Below are 18,402 nucleotides of genomic sequence, written 5' to 3' on the forward strand. Positions count from 1 at the left end.
GAATGCTGCCCGCGATGCTGCCATTTCAACCGCCGCCGCTGATGCCACCGCCAAAGCGGATGCCGCCAGTAAAGCGGCAGTGTCTTATGCTAATTACATAGTGGATGCTGGATTTAGCCAGCCATTTGTGAATGGTTTGCCTGTCAGCCTTGTTGGTGCTGGCGGCCCGCTGCCCTCATCACAGTTAACATTTGGCGCAGATTTAAATGCTGATTGGAAACTAGGCTATGGCGGTCAAACAGCTTGGGTTATGCAGGGGAATCCTGTTGGGTCAGATGAGAATAATATTTATAATGAAATTCACACAGAACGCTTTGCGGTTACGGCCGGTCAGCGTGTTGGTTTTTCTATCTACACTGGGGCGCATCGTTGCAAAATAGCTGCGTTTATTTACTGGTTTGATAGCGCTGGCAATGTGGTTGGGTATACACCGCTTGATTATAACAATGCAGAGTTAAGTGGTGGGCGAAATCTCAGTGGCTACAAACGGTTAGAGTCTTATGGTGATGCTCCAGTGGGGGCGGTATCTTTTTGTGGGATATTGCGAAAGCATGATACTAAAGTTGGGGAAAATAGCTCATATTTGTTTTATGTGATGCCCCAATTGTCATTTTGGGGGCGTGATCAAACCATTGCCCCTGAGTGGTGTGTTGGGCAAATCAGCCCGACAGCAGAGCAATTGGGGGCGGAAACGCCCGCAGGGGCACAAAGTAAGATTGATGATCGTATTACTGCTACCGATGTTGAGCGCTTACGCCATGTTAGTGATGTTGGCGGATTGCCTTTTTACTGGAAATTGCGCATTTATGGCGAGAGTAATAAATATTACCCCGTCATTTTCTTTGGTGGTAATCAAGATGTGGCCCGGCAGATTAAGATTTGGCGGCGTTACAATGAACACGGCCCTGATGATTGGCATACCGCCACCCATAAAGGCGCATTAATGTTGCATTGGCAGGGCAATTTTGGTGGCTGGGGTGGTGCAACTTATACTGAGCGGTTAGTCGATTTTTCAGAGCAGTATTGCAACTTGCTGGCGAATTGCCATATCGGCATTCATTTAATGGGGTATGTATTTTTTCTGCGCGGTGGCGGCCCAGGTGGTGCGGATTACCATTTTGCGTCTGATCAAGCGGCTGGCCCGACTGTGTATTACAACCAAGAACTGGTTTATGACCACCCCAATAATGGTTATGACGTTTACGCGCCCGCACCATTAACCAGCCTTAACCATGAAAGTATCGCTCAGCTGATAGTTGGTAACAGTCATTTTGGCAATCTGCTGGGGTATACCGGCCAGTTTGATCAGCTTAAAGCCCGGTTGGCTAATTTCGGCGGATTAACCGCTGAAACCATTCATGCTGATACGGCGCTGATTAATAAACTGGTGGGATCATCGGCATTATTTAATGAGTTGATGGCCCGCCTGGCGGTGTTCGGTGGTGTGAGGGCTAATTCCATTGCGGCCGATGCGATTGAGGGTCGTCACATAAAAGCCGGTGAAAAGTTGCAGTCCCCCGTGATTGAAGGCGGAAAACTGCAGCTTATTGGCAGTGGCCATATGAAAGTGCAGGCATCCTCGCCGTTTGGGCCAGATAATTTGATTGAATGGTACGGCCCACGCTTATTATTGGGATCGGATCCCAATTGGTCGCTGCTAAGCAAGGCAAATGCGATTACCTATTTGGGCGATGATGGCAGCGCCTACTTTGGTGGCAGCTTGTCATCCGGTACTTATCATAATTCCCTCGCCACCACCTTGGCGAGTGTGTATTCAAGTAATTCCTATCCTGTTACCTTGGGGCCATTCGGCACCCGTGGGCGCAGTAAGCGTTTGGTCGTTTCATATTATTTATCAGCTGATAGCTATTATAGTGGCGCTTGCTCTGCCGGTGCGCGTAATCCGAGTTTAAGTTGGGTGTTGGAACGTTCAACTAATGGCGGGGCGAGTTGGCAAACTATGACCAGCGGGACGTTTAACGGGACAACGAGCCAATATTATGATGGTGAGTTTAGGCGCTGTGAGGTAACAGAGTTTTGCTCTGATAGCACAACCTTTACGGATAATACCACCACCACATCAAACCTGATGTATCGCATTAAAACCACCAGCCATGTGCGACACCATGCCACGGCTAATGTTAATTCGCAAAAACTTTCATTAACCTGCACTGAGGAATAATAACTATGGCGTTAACTGTAGCAACATTGACTTTAAGCTCTGGCTTGGAAGTCGCTAATCCGGTGTTAATTTTATCTGAAATTAACAATCACAATAATGTGACGGCATCAGAAAAGCTGACTATTCAGGCCGGTGATCCAGCTGATCAGCAAAGCGGTTCGCAGGGCACCTATGCTCTGCAATCCACTTCATCTGGTGGTAATTACTGCACTTATATGGTGGCGGTGTTTGCCAGTAAGGCGGCATTCAATGCGGGTAAGCCAGCGGTAGAAACGCTGAAAGATAGCCATTCAAGCAAGGTATTTAATTTTGATTTGAATGATGCGGCATATAAAAATATGACGCCCAGAGAGGCAGCTTATACGCATCTAAAAACTGACCCCTGTATGGCTGGCGCGACAGAGGTCAGCGGGTTGAACCTGTAACTGGCCAGTTATTTGAGTAGTGCGCGAAATTGCGCATCTAAACCATACTGACCCTCGCCGTTGCGGTACGCTTCCGTTAGCAGGGTCAGTGCTTCATTGATCAGTAAATTCTGCATCCCCCGCTTTTTATTTTCAGCCATACTGGCTATCAACCGCATATTTTCCACTTTGTTTTTATCAACTTTACTGCAAAATAATTCTGTGGTTTGTGGTTTGGATGTTTCCCGTTTGGCAGCAACCAGATCTTTGCCACCATCGACTTTGCCCATTCCGGCGGTAATCTTATCTCTTAAACTCATGATGCCACCTTTTCTGTTAATAACTGCATAATTTCTTTAAATGCTTGCCGGATTTCAAAGCTGGCTTTGCTTTTATCTGGATCTGCACCGCTAACCCCTTCGCCTAAAGCGCTGGTAACAAAATCTTGTCTATGCCCCAGGAATGATTTCAGCATGGGGATTTCCATTTCCTCTAATACCTTGATAGTTTCGCCGGTCATTACGCCGCCAATTTTGCAGCCACTGCGTAAAAAGCAGGCTAGCGGCTGACCATTGGTTAACTCCTGCCGTTCGCGTACCAGTTCAACCATGCGCTCGCTACCCCACAGATCATAAGGGGATGGCTGTACTGGAATGATAACAAGATCCGCTGATTTGATGGCCTGAGCCGTTAGCTTGCCGGTTCTTGGCACCCCGTCTATGAATAAAAAGTCATATTGAGGTTTTAGCGCTTTAATGGCTTTGTCTATCCCTTCATCCATGCAGATTAACTCAATGTTTGTTTTTACTTCACCGTTGCTAACCCACAGTGACGCGCTGCGCTGCGTAATATCAGTATCAATCAATAAAACCTTATTGCCCTGCCTTGCTGCTTCATAAGCCAGGTTAGTTATAACAGTGGTCTTATGCGCACCACCTTTTTGGTTTTGAACCGTAACAACGTACCCCATTTCTATCTCCTTATTTTTTAGGCAAAGACAAGTTTATATCAATATTTAAAAATCTCAATATTTAAATATTTAATAAGCCTAAAGGTTTACGTTGTCGGCATGGTGCTAGCTAATTCCGCTTTAAGCCGCTGTACAGCTGCGTTTTAGGTAAAAGCGGAAGTCAGAGCGCACTATCTATACATAAGTAAGTTAGAGGCTAGCAGGCAGCCATATAGTAAAGATAACGCGCTATGGCTGCAATGCTAAAACAACAGCTAAAAGCAAAGCTGTGGCTAACAGATAACCGTAGCAGTTGGTCATGATATAAAGCATTGCTGAAAAGTAGCGACACCGATGTAAACAATACACAAGTTTAATAGTGCTACTTGTGTAAATAATAACCCCTCAAGTATACACAAGTTTATAAATGCAGCTCACTCATAATTGCACGTTAACTATACACAAGTTTATAGCTCACAACTATACACAAGTCAGGCAGGGACAACTATACACAAGTTAAGTACACCAACTATACACAGGGTTTAATTAAACCCTGTGTATAGTTGGTGTACTTAACTTGTGTATAGTTGTCCCTGCCTGACTTGTGTATAGTTGTGAGCTATAAACTTGTGTATAGTTAACGTGCAATTATGAGTGAGCTGCATTTATAAACTTGTGTATACTTGAGGGGTTATTATTTACACAAGTAGCACTATTAAACTTGTGTATTGTTTACATCGGTGTCGCTACTTTTCAGCAATGCTTTATATCATGACCAACTGCTACGGTTATCTGTTAGCCACAGCTTTGCTTTTAGCTGTTGTTTTAGCATTGCAGCCATAGCGCGTTATCTTTACTATATGGCTGCCTGCTAGCCTCTAACTTACTTATGTATAGATAGTGCGCTCTGACTTCCGCTTTTACCTAAAACGCAGCTGTACAGCGGCTTAAAGCGGAATTAGCTAGCACCATGCCGACAACGTAAACCTTTAGGCTTATTAAATATTTAAATATTGAGATTTTTAAATATTGATATAAACTTGTCTTTGCCTAAAAAATAAGGAGATAGAAATGGGGTACGTTGTTACGGTTCAAAACCAAAAAGGTGGTGCGCATAAGACCACTGTTATAACTAACCTGGCTTATGAAGCAGCAAGGCAGGGCAATAAGGTTTTATTGATTGATACTGATATTACGCAGCGCAGCGCGTCACTGTGGGTTAGCAACGGTGAAGTAAAAACAAACATTGAGTTAATCTGCATGGATGAAGGGATAGACAAAGCCATTAAAGCGCTAAAACCTCAATATGACTTTTTATTCATAGACGGGGTGCCAAGAACCGGCAAGCTAACGGCTCAGGCCATCAAATCAGCGGATCTTGTTATCATTCCAGTACAGCCATCCCCTTATGATCTGTGGGGTAGCGAGCGCATGGTTGAACTGGTACGCGAACGGCAGGAGTTAACCAATGGTCAGCCGCTAGCCTGCTTTTTACGCAGTGGCTGCAAAATTGGCGGCGTAATGACCGGCGAAACTATCAAGGTATTAGAGGAAATGGAAATCCCCATGCTGAAATCATTCCTGGGGCATAGACAAGATTTTGTTACCAGCGCTTTAGGCGAAGGGGTTAGCGGTGCAGATCCAGATAAAAGCAAAGCCAGCTTTGAAATCCGGCAAGCATTTAAAGAAATTATGCAGTTATTAACAGAAAAGGTGGCATCATGAGTTTAAGAGATAAGATTACCGCCGGAATGGGCAAAGTCGATGGTGGCAAAGATCTGGTTGCTGCCAAACGGGAAACATCCAAACCACAAACCACAGAATTATTTTGCAGTAAAGTTGATAAAAACAAAGTGGAAAATATGCGGTTGATAGCCAGTATGGCTGAAAATAAAAAGCGGGGGATGCAGAATTTACTGATCAATGAAGCACTGACCCTGCTAACGGAAGCGTACCGCAACGGCGAGGGTCAGTATGGTTTAGATGCGCAATTTCGCGCACTACTCAAATAACTGGCCAGTTACAGGTTCAACCCGCTGACCTCTGTCGCGCCAGCCATACAGGGGTCAGTTTTTAGATGCGTATAAGCTGCCTCTCTGGGCGTCATATTTTTATATGCCGCATCATTCAAATCAAAATTAAATACCTTGCTTGAATGGCTATCTTTCAGCGTTTCTACCGCTGGCTTACCCGCATTGAATGCCGCCTTACTGGCAAACACCGCCACCATATAAGTGCAGTAATTACCACCAGATGAAGTGGATTGCAGAGCATAGGTGCCCTGCGAACCGCTTTGCTGATCAGCTGGATCACCGGCCTGAATAGTCAGCTTTTCTGATGCCGTCACATTATTGTGATTGTTAATTTCAGATAAAATTAACACCGGATTAGCGACTTCCAAGCCAGAGCTTAAAGTCAATGTTGCTACAGTTAACGCCATAGTTATTATTCCTCAGTGCAGGTTAATGAAAGTTTTTGCGAATTAACATTAGCCGTGGCATGGTGTCGCACATGGCTGGTGGTTTTAATGCGATACATCAGGTTTGATGTGGTGGTGGTATTATCCGTAAAGGTTGTGCTATCAGAGCAAAACTCTGTTACCTCACAGCGCCTAAACTCACCATCATAATATTGGCTCGTTGTCCCGTTAAACGTCCCGCTGGTCATAGTTTGCCAACTCGCCCCGCCATTAGTTGAACGTTCCAACACCCAACTTAAACTCGGATTACGCGCACCGGCAGAGCAAGCGCCACTATAATAGCTATCAGCTGATAAATAATATGAAACGACCAAACGCTTACTGCGCCCACGGGTGCCGAATGGCCCCAAGGTAACAGGATAGGAATTACTTGAATACACACTCGCCAAGGTGGTGGCGAGGGAATTATGATAAGTACCGGATGACAAGCTGCCACCAAAGTAGGCGCTGCCATCATCGCCCAAATAGGTAATCGCATTTGCCTTGCTTAGCAGCGACCAATTGGGATCCGATCCCAATAATAAGCGTGGGCCGTACCATTCAATCAAATTATCTGGCCCAAACGGCGAGGATGCCTGCACTTTCATATGGCCACTGCCAATAAGCTGCAGTTTTCCGCCTTCAATCACGGGGGACTGCAACTTTTCACCGGCTTTTATGTGACGACCCTCAATCGCATCGGCCGCAATGGAATTAGCCCTCACACCACCGAACACCGCCAGGCGGGCCATCAACTCATTAAATAATGCCGATGATCCCACCAGTTTATTAATCAGCGCCGTATCAGCATGAATGGTTTCAGCGGTTAATCCGCCGAAATTAGCCAACCGGGCTTTAAGCTGATCAAACTGGCCGGTATACCCCAGCAGATTGCCAAAATGACTGTTACCAACTATCAGCTGAGCGATACTTTCATGGTTAAGGCTGGTTAATGGTGCGGGCGCGTAAACGTCATAACCATTATTGGGGTGGTCATAAACCAGTTCTTGGTTGTAATACACAGTCGGGCCAGCCGCTTGATCAGACGCAAAATGGTAATCCGCACCACCTGGGCCGCCACCGCGCAGAAAAAATACATACCCCATTAAATGAATGCCGATATGGCAATTCGCCAGCAAGTTGCAATACTGCTCTGAAAAATCGACTAACCGCTCAGTATAAGTTGCACCACCCCAGCCACCAAAATTGCCCTGCCAATGCAACATTAATGCGCCTTTATGGGTGGCGGTATGCCAATCATCAGGGCCGTGTTCATTGTAACGCCGCCAAATCTTAATCTGCCGGGCCACATCTTGATTACCACCAAAGAAAATGACGGGGTAATATTTATTACTCTCGCCATAAATGCGCAATTTCCAGTAAAAAGGCAATCCGCCAACATCACTAACATGGCGTAAGCGCTCAACATCGGTAGCAGTAATACGATCATCAATCTTACTTTGTGCCCCTGCGGGCGTTTCCGCCCCCAATTGCTCTGCTGTCGGGCTGATTTGCCCAACACACCACTCAGGGGCAATGGTTTGATCACGCCCCCAAAATGACAATTGGGGCATCACATAAAACAAATATGAGCTATTTTCCCCAACTTTAGTATCATGCTTTCGCAATATCCCACAAAAAGATACCGCCCCCACTGGAGCATCACCATAAGACTCTAACCGTTTGTAGCCACTGAGATTTCGCCCACCACTTAACTCTGCATTGTTATAATCAAGCGGTGTATACCCAACCACATTGCCAGCGCTATCAAACCAGTAAATAAACGCAGCTATTTTGCAACGATGCGCCCCAGTGTAGATAGAAAAACCAACACGCTGACCGGCCGTAACCGCAAAGCGTTCTGTGTGAATTTCATTATAAATATTATTCTCATCTGACCCAACAGGATTCCCCTGCATAACCCAAGCTGTTTGACCGCCATAGCCTAGTTTCCAATCAGCATTTAAATCTGCGCCAAATGTTAACTGTGATGAGGGCAGCGGGCCGCCAGCACCAACAAGGCTGACAGGCAAACCATTCACAAATGGCTGGCTAAATCCAGCATCCACTATGTAATTAGCATAAGACACTGCCGCTTTACTGGCGGCATCCGCTTTGGCGGTGGCATCAGCGGCGGCGGTTGAAATGGCAGCATCGCGGGCAGCATTCGCTTTGGCCTGGGCATCGGCAATCGCCCGGGCTTCCTCGGCACTCACCACATTATCGGCGTGGGCGCGGGCTTGGGTTTCTGCCAGATTCGCTTTGGCCAGCGCATATTGCTCTGCCGCTGCTTTGGCGGCATCGGCTTTGGCGGTGGCATCAGCGGCGGCCGTGGCTTCTGCTGCAGCGCGGGCGGCATCGGCTTTGGCCTGCGCATCGGCAATGGCCCGGGCTTCCTCGGCGCTCACCACATTATCGGCGTGAGCGCGGGCTTGGGTTTCTGCCAGATTCGCTTTGGCCAGCGCATATTGCTCTGCCGCTGCTTTGGCGGCATCGGCTTTGGCGGTGGCATCAGCGGCGGCGGTGGCTTCTGCTGCAGCCTGCGCGGCATCGGCTTTGGCCTGAGCATCGGCAATGGCCCGGGCTTCCTCGGCGCTCACCACGCCATCAGCATGGGCTTTGGCCTGGGTTTCCGCCAGATTGGCTTTGGCCAGCGCATACTGCTCTGCCGCCAGCTTCGCCGCATCCGCTTTGGCGGTGGCATCAGCGGCGGCCGTGGCTTCTGCTGCAGCGCGGGCGGCATCGGCTTTGGCCTGGGCATCAGCAATGGCCCGGGCTTCCTCGGCGCTCACCACATTATCGGCGTGGGCGCGGGCTTGGGTTTCTGCCAGATTGGCTTTGGCTAAGGCATATTCCTCTGCTGCCAATTTCGCCGCATCCGCTTTAGACTGGGCACCAATAACGGTTTCCATGCCGATTTCAATTAAATCGCCTTGCTCGGTGACTTCGTGAAACGACAATTCATCCACATCAGCCAAGCCAGTGCCATCACTATAATTAACAATAAACATCGGCCGCACATACACAGTGCCGGGGCGGAAATGATTATGGCTATCACCCTCGCCGGTAATGTACCCCTCAAATACCTGCCATCCCTCCGCCGCTGCAATAGTTTGGCCCGAAATCGCGCAATACCTGTGCGAACCAGCACCACCTGTAATAGCGTTATAGTTACCATCCAAAGTGGCAACCCCACCATAAACACGGCGGCCTCCCGTACCATCGCTATGCTGACGCACCTTAAAGCGCAACTTATACCGCTTAGATGTATTAATGGGGAAAACAGCGGTACTAAAAACCCAATCACTCCCTTGGATCCGCAATGCCTGCCTGCCATGTTCACCAGGCACCAAACTGAAAGCGGCAGCGTTACTGCTTTGTTCCAATGTCACCGATGATAACGAGCTACCACTATAACGATCTGAATACCCTGCAAGCCCCCGCTCAAAAAAGAAATCAGGTTCTTGCTTGCGGTATAGCGCAGCCTGATTGGCGGCGGTCGCCTCGGCCGCCAATTTCGCCGCATCCGCTTTGGCCTGGGCATCAGCGGCAGCGGTTGAAATAGCAGTATCGCGGGCGGCATCCGCTTTGGCCTGAGCATCGGCAATGGCCCGGGCTTCCTCGGCACTCACCACATTATCGGCATAGGCGCGGGCTTGGGTTTCCGCCAAATTCGCTTTGGCCAGCGCATACTGCTCTGCCGCCGCCTCGGCGGCATCGGCTTTAGCCTGCGCATCCGCTGCGGCAGTTGAAATGGCAGCATCGCGGGCGGCATCCGCTTTGGCCTGGGCATCGGCAATGGCCCGGGTTTCCTCAGCGCTCACCACATTATCGGCGTGGGCGCGGGCTTGGGTTTCTGCCAGATTGGCTTTGGCCAGCGCATACTGCTCTGCCGCCGCCTTGGCGGCATCGGCTTTGGCGGTGGCATCAGCGGCAGCAGTGGCTTCTGCAGCAGCGCGGGCGGCATCGGCTTTGGCCTGCGCATCAGCAATCGCCCGGGTTTCCTCAGCGCTCACCACGCCATCAGCATGGGCTTTTGCCTTGGTTTCTGCCAGATTGGCTTTGGCTAAGGCATATTGCTCTGCCGCTGCTTTGGCGGCATCCGCTTTGGCGGTGGCATCAGCGGCGGCCGTGGCTTCTGCTGCAGCTTGCGCGGCATCGGCTTTGGCCTGGGCATCTCGGGTTGTTTCTGTTTTTGGTAATAACGCTATTTCGTAAATCCGCCCCCAATCAGCAGTTGCACTGTTGTTATGGGCCACCTTCACCACGTTATCGGTTTTATCGTTTAAATACGCAGCTGGCACATCAAAAACTAACCAGGCATCAACAGCATCAGGGCCAGCAGCTAAGGAAATAAAATTATCATTAACAAAAATCTGGATTTGCCCCTCAAGATCATTTTGAAAAATACGTACTTGCGTATCATTTTTATGCTCAACAAGAACTGGGGGGAATGTATAAGAAAAAGCAACTCCTGCCGCACCAATATAATCATTGACCCGATAAAGCCTTGCCGCATACCCGGCTTTAGATACTGCGGCATCGGCTTTGGCGGTGGCATCAGCGGCGGCGGTTGAAATGGCAGCATCGCGGGCGGCATCGGCTTTGGCCTGGGCATCGGCAATCGCCCGGGCTTCCTCGGCACTCACCACATTATCGGCGTGGGCGCGGGCTTGGGTTTCTGCCAGATTCGCTTTGGCCAGCGCATATTGCTCTGCCGCTGCTTTGGCGGCATCTGCTTTGGCGGTGGCATCAGCGGCGGCCGTGGCTTCTGCTGCAGCGCGGGCGGCATCGGCTTTGGCCTGCGCATCGGCAATGGCCCGGGTTTCCTCAGCGCTCACCACATTATCGGCGTGGGCGCGGGCTTGGGTTTCTGCCAGATTCGCTTTGGCCAACGCATACTGCTCTGCCGCTGCCTTGGCGGCATCGGCTTTGGCGGTGGCATCAGCGGCAGCAGTGGCTTCTGCAGCAGCGCGGGCGGCATCGGCTTTGGCCTGGGCATCAGCAATGGCCCGGGTTTCCTCAGCGCTCACCACGCCATCAGCATGGGCTTTGGCCTGGGTTTCTGCCAGATTGGCTTTGGCTAAGGCATATTCCTCAGCGGCTTGCTGGGCTGCAGTCGTCACAGGGTTCATAACCATAGGGGAAACGGCACCAAGCCAAGCAAACTCTGGCCCTAATGCCTGCCCTTGCTGCCACACATTTAATTTTTCGCCAGTGTGATGCCAGACCCCCCGCATTTTTAACCCGATATAATGATCAGCAAGATCAGCATACAAGCGGATCAGCGTTTTTCCGTTTTCAACTGCATGAGTGACCACAAAGCCGGGTAAACTGTCCCCCTCCCCGATCAGATTGACCCTGTAATCCGTTACTGGGCTATGGCAGGCCACCGTTAAACTCACTTGAGCGTGACGATTCCAGCGATGATCAGGCCCATAATCCACCCGGCCACTAAACGTAAACCCTTGCCAATTCGCAGCAGCCTGAAATTCTGCCACCAAATAACGATTACCAGGGGCTGTGCTCCCAAACACCATAACCGCTAAATTATGGGTCGCTCCCCGAGGGACATCCCCCCCACTAAACTGGCTGTATGTTTCAACCATTGGGACGCTGGCAGCCTGCGCATTGGCCTGGGCAGCATTAGCCTTAACCTGTGCGCCCGCTGGGGTTTCACCACCAAGATCCCCGGCGTAAATGCCTTGCTGCATTAATTTAGATGCTGTCAGTAAATCATTACTGATCCCCGGGTTAGCTAATGCCTCTTTCAACCCCAACAGTGTGGTTTCACCACCAGGCAACAGCCCACCGATCAAGTTGTTAATAGCCACATCTTCGGCAGGAGTAAACACCGGCGGGATATCAGTTTGTACCATCGTCCAAACATAATCCTGCCAGTTTCCACTTGGGGTACGGCTTCCCTTGTTATCCGCCACCCCCATAAACGCCTTACCTTTCCCAAGTGCGGCGCTGGTTGTAAATCCCGTACCCTGATCATCATCCGCCCAGGCATACCAACTGAATTTGTCATAGGTATCACCGATGAGATCCACGATACCGGTTTTATCGGCTGTGGTACTGGCTTCAACTGGGCCAAACCAGGTACTGCTGCCCCGGTTATTAAAAGTACGCGCCCACAGGTAATATCGGGTATGGGGCCGTAAATCTAACCAATTGATCACTTTGCCGGTGCCAATCACCGGGGCCGCATTCAAATCATTATTAAGGCTACCTTTAACCTCAAACACGGTACTGGCGGCAATGTCACTGGATGTAAACGGGGCAATCGTTAAACTCAGCGCCCCGTAATCAACTTGCATCCCCACCACGCCCGCAGGCGCATCACTACCAACCGTAATCACTGCGGGGGTGTTACTTAAAAAACCAAAACTATTAATGGCCCAGACTTTAACGCTATAGGTGCCCATATCCAGCAACGGCAGATCATACTGGGGAATATCTGTCCCAGACTGATGCACCAGCCCGCCGTGACCATCAAACACCGCCACCCGGTAACGATAACCACTGTTATTACCCGGCGCGTCCCAATCCAGTTTTCCCTGATACACTGAGCCATCAGCGGCAGCCATAAACCGCAGATTCCCCACAGTCGGCACTTGGCGTGGATCGGGCATTTCAGAATTAGGGGTAAGATCCCGGGCCGTATAACTGCCCATATCGTAATCAAAGATTTCCGGCGCGGTTTCACGCAGTACCAGATCCACACCTTTACCATGCAGGTAGACGTAATCAATGACTTCAAATTCTTTGTTGTTTAACCCCAAACCCGGCACATTCAAGCGCACCACCATACCAGGCCAGCACCGCTGACCCGCGCCCATTTTGGCCGGAAATTCGATAGTGAACCCGGCGCGACTGCGCTCAAGGTGTAATTTTGCCAGGCGCTGCGCTGTCCACGGCGAAATCACATAATCAAAATCAAGATCATGGTCAATGTATTCGCCCTGATCCTGCTGCCGGTAATAGCCACTCTCATAAGGCGGAAAATCAACCGACTGCCAATAATCCTCTGGGCTAATAAAAGTGCCACGAACCGCATTACACAAATCACTTTTGGGGGTAAAGGGGGATAAATTCAGATCACCGCGCAAATCATCCTCGGTCAAGGTCGTAGACGCAGGGCCATAATAGGCACCGCCCTGCAGTACATACTGACCATGGGTGTAAATCAACTTACCTGCGCCAGCGGTTAATAACCCCTCCATAATACTCTGCGGGGTCTGATCACTGAGCCAAGTGCCATTAAGTGTATAGCGGCGCTCTGTTTGCCCGGGTTGGTATTCAACCTGTTCATCAGATAAATTCGCAGCGGCAATAAAACTGTCTAAATTAATTTCTTCATCATCACAGCCCACCCCGTTACCTAAACGCACATAATCAAGGCAACACAACGCCCAATTGTCGCTATATTTCCAACTGCCGGGATCCGTGGCGCTTTGTGTGCTATCACGGGGATCCCACACCCGTTTCCCGCGCACTAACGCTTTAACATTAGGGATGCCAGAGGGATAAATATCTCTGTTATGTTTAAGCCCCACCACGATATAAGTTAATCCACGGCCAATATGCTGATCAGTCCAACTATTAAATTTACTGGTCATAATGCTAGATGCAGCAAGTTGGCGACCATCATAAAAAGTCATCGTCAAATGACCGGCATATTTGCTGTCGTAGCCATCCGCCTCTGACCAAGCAATATCATCATCAATTTTCAGCAATTCACAGCCATCTGTCTCATGGCCACATAAGGCGATAACCAGGTAAAGCCATTCCCGGTCACTGCCGCTTTCACCGGCAAACATCAACGGCCCGGCAACCATGGCGCGGCCATAGATCCCCCGGTGCGGTTCATTCGATGAGCGAACAACCTGCTGCTGATTAAACTGCGAGTTAGGCGACCCCCCAGCAGACGGGGCCATAATCATGGCCACACCACTGGCCAGCAAGCCAGCCACCGCAATAATTTCAACCCAATATAAAGTCACAAACGCAACAACAGCAGGCATTACACCTCCCAGGCGGCAATGGCCGCAGATAAAGGCACAGTCACTAAACCGCCCGCGCCGGTGGCGATTACCCCGTGCTGCCACACAATACCGGCGCACTGTCGCCCGTCATTCATGATCACAGCGACATCCCCCCGGCGGGCTTTCAAGGTTTCAGTTAACGGTTCTTGACCCAGCAAATGGCTGATTAAGCCGCACAAATCACCATAAGGCTGGATCAGCTTTAACGCGCCAGCGCTGCTGTGGTACTGGAATCGCAGCGCTTCGGCATAATCATGCCCCGTCATTTCAACCACAGCATCTGCAGCCATTAATGCACAATCCCACTCCCCCCAACTAAAAGGGCGGGTCGAATTTTGGGCAAAAAAATGGCCCAACAATGTGGGCCAATTCTCTTGTCTTGTCAGTTTCATCCTTTGCTACCTCAATCGCTGCGGGCCGCCGGGACGTTCCCGGCCACCACCGCCACCACCGCCCTGATAACGATATGGCACTCCCCACTGAATCGGGCGCTCAACCATCTGCGGGGCAAAATCACAAAACTTATCACCCGGATAGCGGGCCTCTTGATCAGCAGAGCTATACCGCTTTGCTCTTACCCGGCTCCAATCTTCAAACCGACTGGACACCTGCACATCAATAGTGTTGGTATTACCATAGCGCAGAGGCATCCCCACAATACGCCCTTTAAATCGCAACTGAGCGGCGATCAACTGATAATGTTCATCCAGCATTCCCATGAAAATTTTTACTTCACACCCCATATAGTTGACATTCATCGCGGTATGCAGCATCGCCGGATCAAGTGATGATAATGTCAGGCTTAACTTGTGGGGTTGAACCGTGCCATTTTCTTTCACCTGGCCAATTTTTCCCGCCCCGCCCACCGGCAAATAAATTTCATTTTGGAATGGCAGCTCAATGACATGGCTGTTTACCCGCAACACACCATCAGGTAGCGCCATGCGTATCAGCAACACCGGCCGCTTATTGGATTTCTCATACTCAGCCAGTAACTGGGCATTTTCATCAATCATACGGCCTCCACAATGGCCAGCTTAATTTTGCTGTCTTTATTTTGCCGCAACGAAAACGCCCCCTGCTTATCATCTTTTAAGCGAAATATACCCTGGGCATTGTCATAAACCACGACCTCACCGGCCTGGACAACGTGACGCAATGGCGGCTCAAACGTTAACACCCCTTTGCCCAAGCTATCGATCTTGCAACTATCCACCACCATCACCAACTGGTTGTTAATGGATACCCAGTCGCCATAATCAAATGCGGTTGTGCTTGGGGTCGCCCCCGATAGCTTGACCTGCGCCCCATAGCTGTTATTTTCCGCAATCACAATCTTACCGGCGGGCTGGCCCTGATGCTGCAGAAAAAAATAATGGGGCATAAAAAACCGCCCGGCGGCACCCCGTAATTTAGTAATCCAAGCCGTAATCAAGCGGATTTCAGCGGGGCTGGGGTTATCCCACTGGATATGCCCTTCCAATCGAGCGCCACCCATTTCCAGCGTTTCAGTCACCCGGTTCACAGGGGATTCATTCACCGCAGTATGAAATAAGGTATGTAACCGGATTTCAGATGGTGTCACCGGCGGCTTGCTGTGTATTGCCATAATCCTTATGCCCCCAAGGTACGGCGGATTTTTCCCCGCTCCTGAAAATCAGTTAACACCATGTTATATGCTCCCATTGCAATATCTTCCCCCACCGCCTCTAACCGTTCCTCAACGCCAGCCTCTGCCCCTCTGGCGTCAATGTTGATCTCAAGAAAAAACTGATTGCCACCACCGCCACTAAACTGGCTGAGGGTTCGATTGGGACTGATAGAACCGCTGGCGGGAATATTCAGAATTTCAGGGCCGTTTTCACCTACCAGGTAGTTATAACCACCCAGTACCGGGCCGCCAAACTCGCGGGCACCGGCAACCTGCGCAACCCCTTGGGCCATAATCATGGCCGCATTTAAATAGCCCCAATTACGCATTACCTCACCGGCCGCCACAGCTTTAGCTGTGAGTGCGCCAGTGGGATCCGTACCTGGCGGGGGAGTCTGCGCCGCCGTCACCTGAGTCGCCATTAAATTAGCCTGCATCACCGCTTGAGCGGCCAGCATAGCCTGCTGCCCTAAAATGGCAGCGGCCCACAGCCCAGTACCTTCTTTGGTTGAAGCGGCAATCAATGCCAGCCCCCGGGCAGCTGTTTGCTGTTCAAACCGTTCGCGCAATTGGGTAGAGCGGCGCTGCTGCACATCCATCATCTTCCATTTGCGCATTTCTAATTTCAGCTCGGCCGCGCTGGCATTCTCAATCTTAGCCATGCGCTGATCACGCAAGGCCATCAGCTGATCCTCAAACGCTTGCGCTGCCGCTAATTGCGACTCAAACCCCAGTGCCTGCAAATCCTGCTCTGACAACTGAAAAGCAGCCAATTGTTCCAGTTCTTGCTGGTACATGCTTTCGGCCAGTTCCATGGCAACTAGCTTGTTATCCGCCAGTGCCTGCTGCGCTAACTGTTCTCGGGCCGCTTTTTCTGCCGCCCGCTGGTCAATCTGTTGCAGTTCTTGCTGGTATTGATCCGATGCCAATGCGTTATAGGCTTGACGCAGCTGGGCAACACTTTCAAAGCCTCGGCGGCGTAGCTCAACCTCTGATACTGTGAGGGTTTTAATATCTTCCAGCTGCTTGTCATAACTCAGTTTGGCTTTATCTTTTGCAGCCAATAGCTGATTGTCTAACATGTTCAGGCGGCGTAAGCCTATTTTCTGTTCTTTAGCCAACGCCTCATTAGCCAACCGCTCAGCCTCTGCCTTAGCCTCAGCCTGGCGCAGCTTCTCAGTAGCCATTTGCTGGTCATACACTTTTTTCGCTTCGATCCGAGCGTCATTAACAGCTTTAACGGCCTTGGCCTGCTGTTGTTCAATCGACAACTTTTTAGCAGCTAAAGCGATAATGCTTTGCTGGGATGCCTTGATCTTTTCCTTAACATGATGCTCTGCCACACCGTATGACTGGCTTTTTTGAGCAATGGCTTGCAACTCTTTTAACTTATTCTTTTGGTGCGTTAACGCTTTATCTGCAGCATCTAACTGGCCATTAACCGCTAGCCACTGCTGACTTAGTAATGCCACTGCCTCTGCAGGTTCAGGGCTTTTTAATGCCTCATTGGCCCTTTCCATCCCCCGGGCCATGCGATCCACAATAGATTTAGTCGCCTTCGCTAAGCCAGATTCTTTCCCCGTGGTATTAAGCAAGGTTTCCCAGCGCTGCCCTAATGTGTCCCAACTGCCCGCCAGTCCTTGCGCGGCAGCCTGCGCTGCGCCGCCCATCTGGTCAGTCAGTACCTGCAAAATCACGCCTTGCGCCTCCGCCAACTGATTAGTTGACATCAGGCTTTCAATTAATTCTTTCTGTTTATGAGAAAATGTCACCCCAACCCGAGATAGCGATGTTAACCCCGAGATAGGATCTTCCAAGGCTTTACCCAACTGCACCGCTGAGGATTTCACATCTTGCTTAAACACCTGGGCCAAATCTTGCGACAGATACAAGGCGCGGTTAAAGGTATCACCACTGATGCTCTTAAAGGTCAGCAACGCCCCGCTGGCCTGTTGCATACCTTCCACACTGGCCAACGTATTTAATGCCACTTCCTCAGATAACGCCTGGATCTCTTTTGCGGTTTTCCCGCTGGCGTAACCTGTGGCCCGTAATAGCTGCTCATTGGCCAGCTGGCTGGTTTCCCAGCGCTCATAAACCCGCACCGCCTCAGTGAGCACCATAATGGCAGCCGTAACCCCAGCGGTCACAGCTAACTGCGCCGCGCCAACACGCCCAAGACCAGCAGAAATACTGCTCAACTGGCCGGACACGGAATTTAATGGGCCAAGGAAAATTGCTGTGTTGTTCGCCGCTTCCTGAAACGTTTTAGATAGTTTTTCATTTCGATCAGCCGCCTTCTTTGAGTGGCGGTTGTAGTCTCGCAGTTTGCGCTTTGCCGCTTCCATTTCACTGATCAATTCAGCATTGTCAGCGCCTAACTTAATGACAAATGCGCCCACTTTTTGAGTCATGAATTACCATCCTTTCGGTTTACACCAACCATGCCGCCCATTTTGGCCTTAATGCTTTGCCAAGCAGCCTCGGGTACAGGTTTGGGGGTAAAATAGATATCCACCTCATCAGGCGATATTGGTTGCTTTGAATGCAGATTAACCAGCAATGCTAACAACTGATTACCATAGTAACGCTCTGGCACTTTCCACCACGGGCGGCCCACCAAATGATCATGCCAGCGATCAAACTCTGACACGGGCATTTCTGCCAACATCTGATGCACATCAAGGCGCTGAAATTTCAGCGCCAA

General features: G+C 50.2%; 12 protein-coding genes and 1 pseudogene. 4 read left to right on the forward strand and 9 right to left on the reverse strand.

Going from position 1 to position 18,402, the window contains the following annotated elements; translation table 11 throughout:
• Window positions 1-2,182, forward strand: a pseudogene (locus NFHSH190041_RS19310) (hypothetical protein); the annotation flags it as partial.
• 5 nt (window positions 2,183-2,187) lie between these two features.
• The gene (locus NFHSH190041_RS19315) at window positions 2,188-2,607 is read left to right on the forward strand and encodes a hypothetical protein (RefSeq protein ID WP_261925183.1); all 420 of its coding nucleotides are present in this window, start codon (window positions 2,188-2,190) and stop codon (window positions 2,605-2,607) included.
• 8 nt (window positions 2,608-2,615) lie between these two features.
• Here the strand turns inward: NFHSH190041_RS19315 and NFHSH190041_RS19320 are convergent, their stop codons facing one another.
• Window positions 2,616-2,906 carry a hypothetical protein gene (locus NFHSH190041_RS19320; protein ID WP_261925184.1) on the reverse strand — a complete coding sequence of 97 codons (291 nt, stop codon included), beginning with the start codon at window positions 2,904-2,906 and terminating at the stop codon, window positions 2,616-2,618.
• Complete coding sequence (locus tag NFHSH190041_RS19325; protein ID WP_261925185.1) at window positions 2,903-3,556, reverse strand: AAA family ATPase; 654 nt, start codon at window positions 3,554-3,556, stop codon at window positions 2,903-2,905. Before NFHSH190041_RS19325 ends, NFHSH190041_RS19320 begins: the two co-directional genes overlap by 4 nt.
• Before the next feature lie 1,050 nt (window positions 3,557-4,606).
• Here NFHSH190041_RS19325 and NFHSH190041_RS19330 point away from each other — a divergent pair.
• Window positions 4,607-5,260: an AAA family ATPase gene (locus NFHSH190041_RS19330; protein ID WP_261925185.1), complete on the forward strand. Its 654-nt coding sequence runs from the start codon at window positions 4,607-4,609 to the stop codon at window positions 5,258-5,260.
• Window positions 5,257-5,547 carry a hypothetical protein gene (locus tag NFHSH190041_RS19335; RefSeq protein ID WP_261925184.1) on the forward strand — a complete coding sequence of 97 codons (291 nt, stop codon included), beginning with the start codon at window positions 5,257-5,259 and terminating at the stop codon, window positions 5,545-5,547. The genes NFHSH190041_RS19330 and NFHSH190041_RS19335 overlap by 4 nt, the downstream gene beginning before the upstream one ends.
• 8 nt (window positions 5,548-5,555) lie before the next feature.
• Here NFHSH190041_RS19335 and NFHSH190041_RS19340 read toward each other — a convergent pair whose 3' ends face one another.
• Genes NFHSH190041_RS19340 through NFHSH190041_RS19370 form a run of 7 tightly spaced genes read right to left on the reverse strand, consistent with a single transcriptional unit; the run spans window position 5,556 to window position 18,402 of the window.
• Window positions 5,556-5,975 (reverse strand): hypothetical protein, encoded by a 420-nt coding sequence (locus tag NFHSH190041_RS19340; protein WP_261925183.1) that lies wholly within the window; start codon window positions 5,973-5,975, stop codon window positions 5,556-5,558.
• Window positions 5,976-5,980: 5 nt separating this feature from the next.
• Window positions 5,981-14,023, reverse strand: a complete 8,043-nt coding sequence (locus NFHSH190041_RS19345) for a hypothetical protein (protein ID WP_261925186.1) — start codon at window positions 14,021-14,023, stop codon at window positions 5,981-5,983.
• Window positions 14,023-14,436, reverse strand: coding sequence for a DUF6950 family protein (locus tag NFHSH190041_RS19350; protein WP_261925187.1), 414 nt, complete (start codon window positions 14,434-14,436; stop codon window positions 14,023-14,025). The genes NFHSH190041_RS19345 and NFHSH190041_RS19350 overlap by 1 nt, the downstream gene beginning before the upstream one ends.
• A 6-nt stretch (window positions 14,437-14,442) precedes the next feature.
• Window positions 14,443-15,060: a hypothetical protein gene (locus tag NFHSH190041_RS19355; RefSeq protein ID WP_261925188.1), complete on the reverse strand. Its 618-nt coding sequence runs from the start codon at window positions 15,058-15,060 to the stop codon at window positions 14,443-14,445.
• Window positions 15,057-15,653: a hypothetical protein gene (locus tag NFHSH190041_RS19360; protein ID WP_261925189.1), complete on the reverse strand. Its 597-nt coding sequence runs from the start codon at window positions 15,651-15,653 to the stop codon at window positions 15,057-15,059. Before NFHSH190041_RS19360 ends, NFHSH190041_RS19355 begins: the two co-directional genes overlap by 4 nt.
• A gap of 5 nt (window positions 15,654-15,658) precedes the next feature.
• Entirely contained in the window at window positions 15,659-18,109 is a 2,451-nt protein-coding gene (locus tag NFHSH190041_RS19365) for a hypothetical protein (RefSeq protein ID WP_261925190.1), read from the reverse strand.
• On the reverse strand, window positions 18,106-18,402 hold the full coding sequence (locus tag NFHSH190041_RS19370) for a phage tail assembly protein T (RefSeq protein ID WP_261925191.1): 297 nt from the start codon (window positions 18,400-18,402) through the stop codon (window positions 18,106-18,108). The genes NFHSH190041_RS19365 and NFHSH190041_RS19370 overlap by 4 nt, the downstream gene beginning before the upstream one ends.

It is taken from the genome of Shewanella sp. NFH-SH190041 (genome assembly GCF_024363255.1).
In the GTDB taxonomy this organism is placed as follows: Bacteria; Pseudomonadota; Gammaproteobacteria; order Enterobacterales; family Shewanellaceae; genus Shewanella.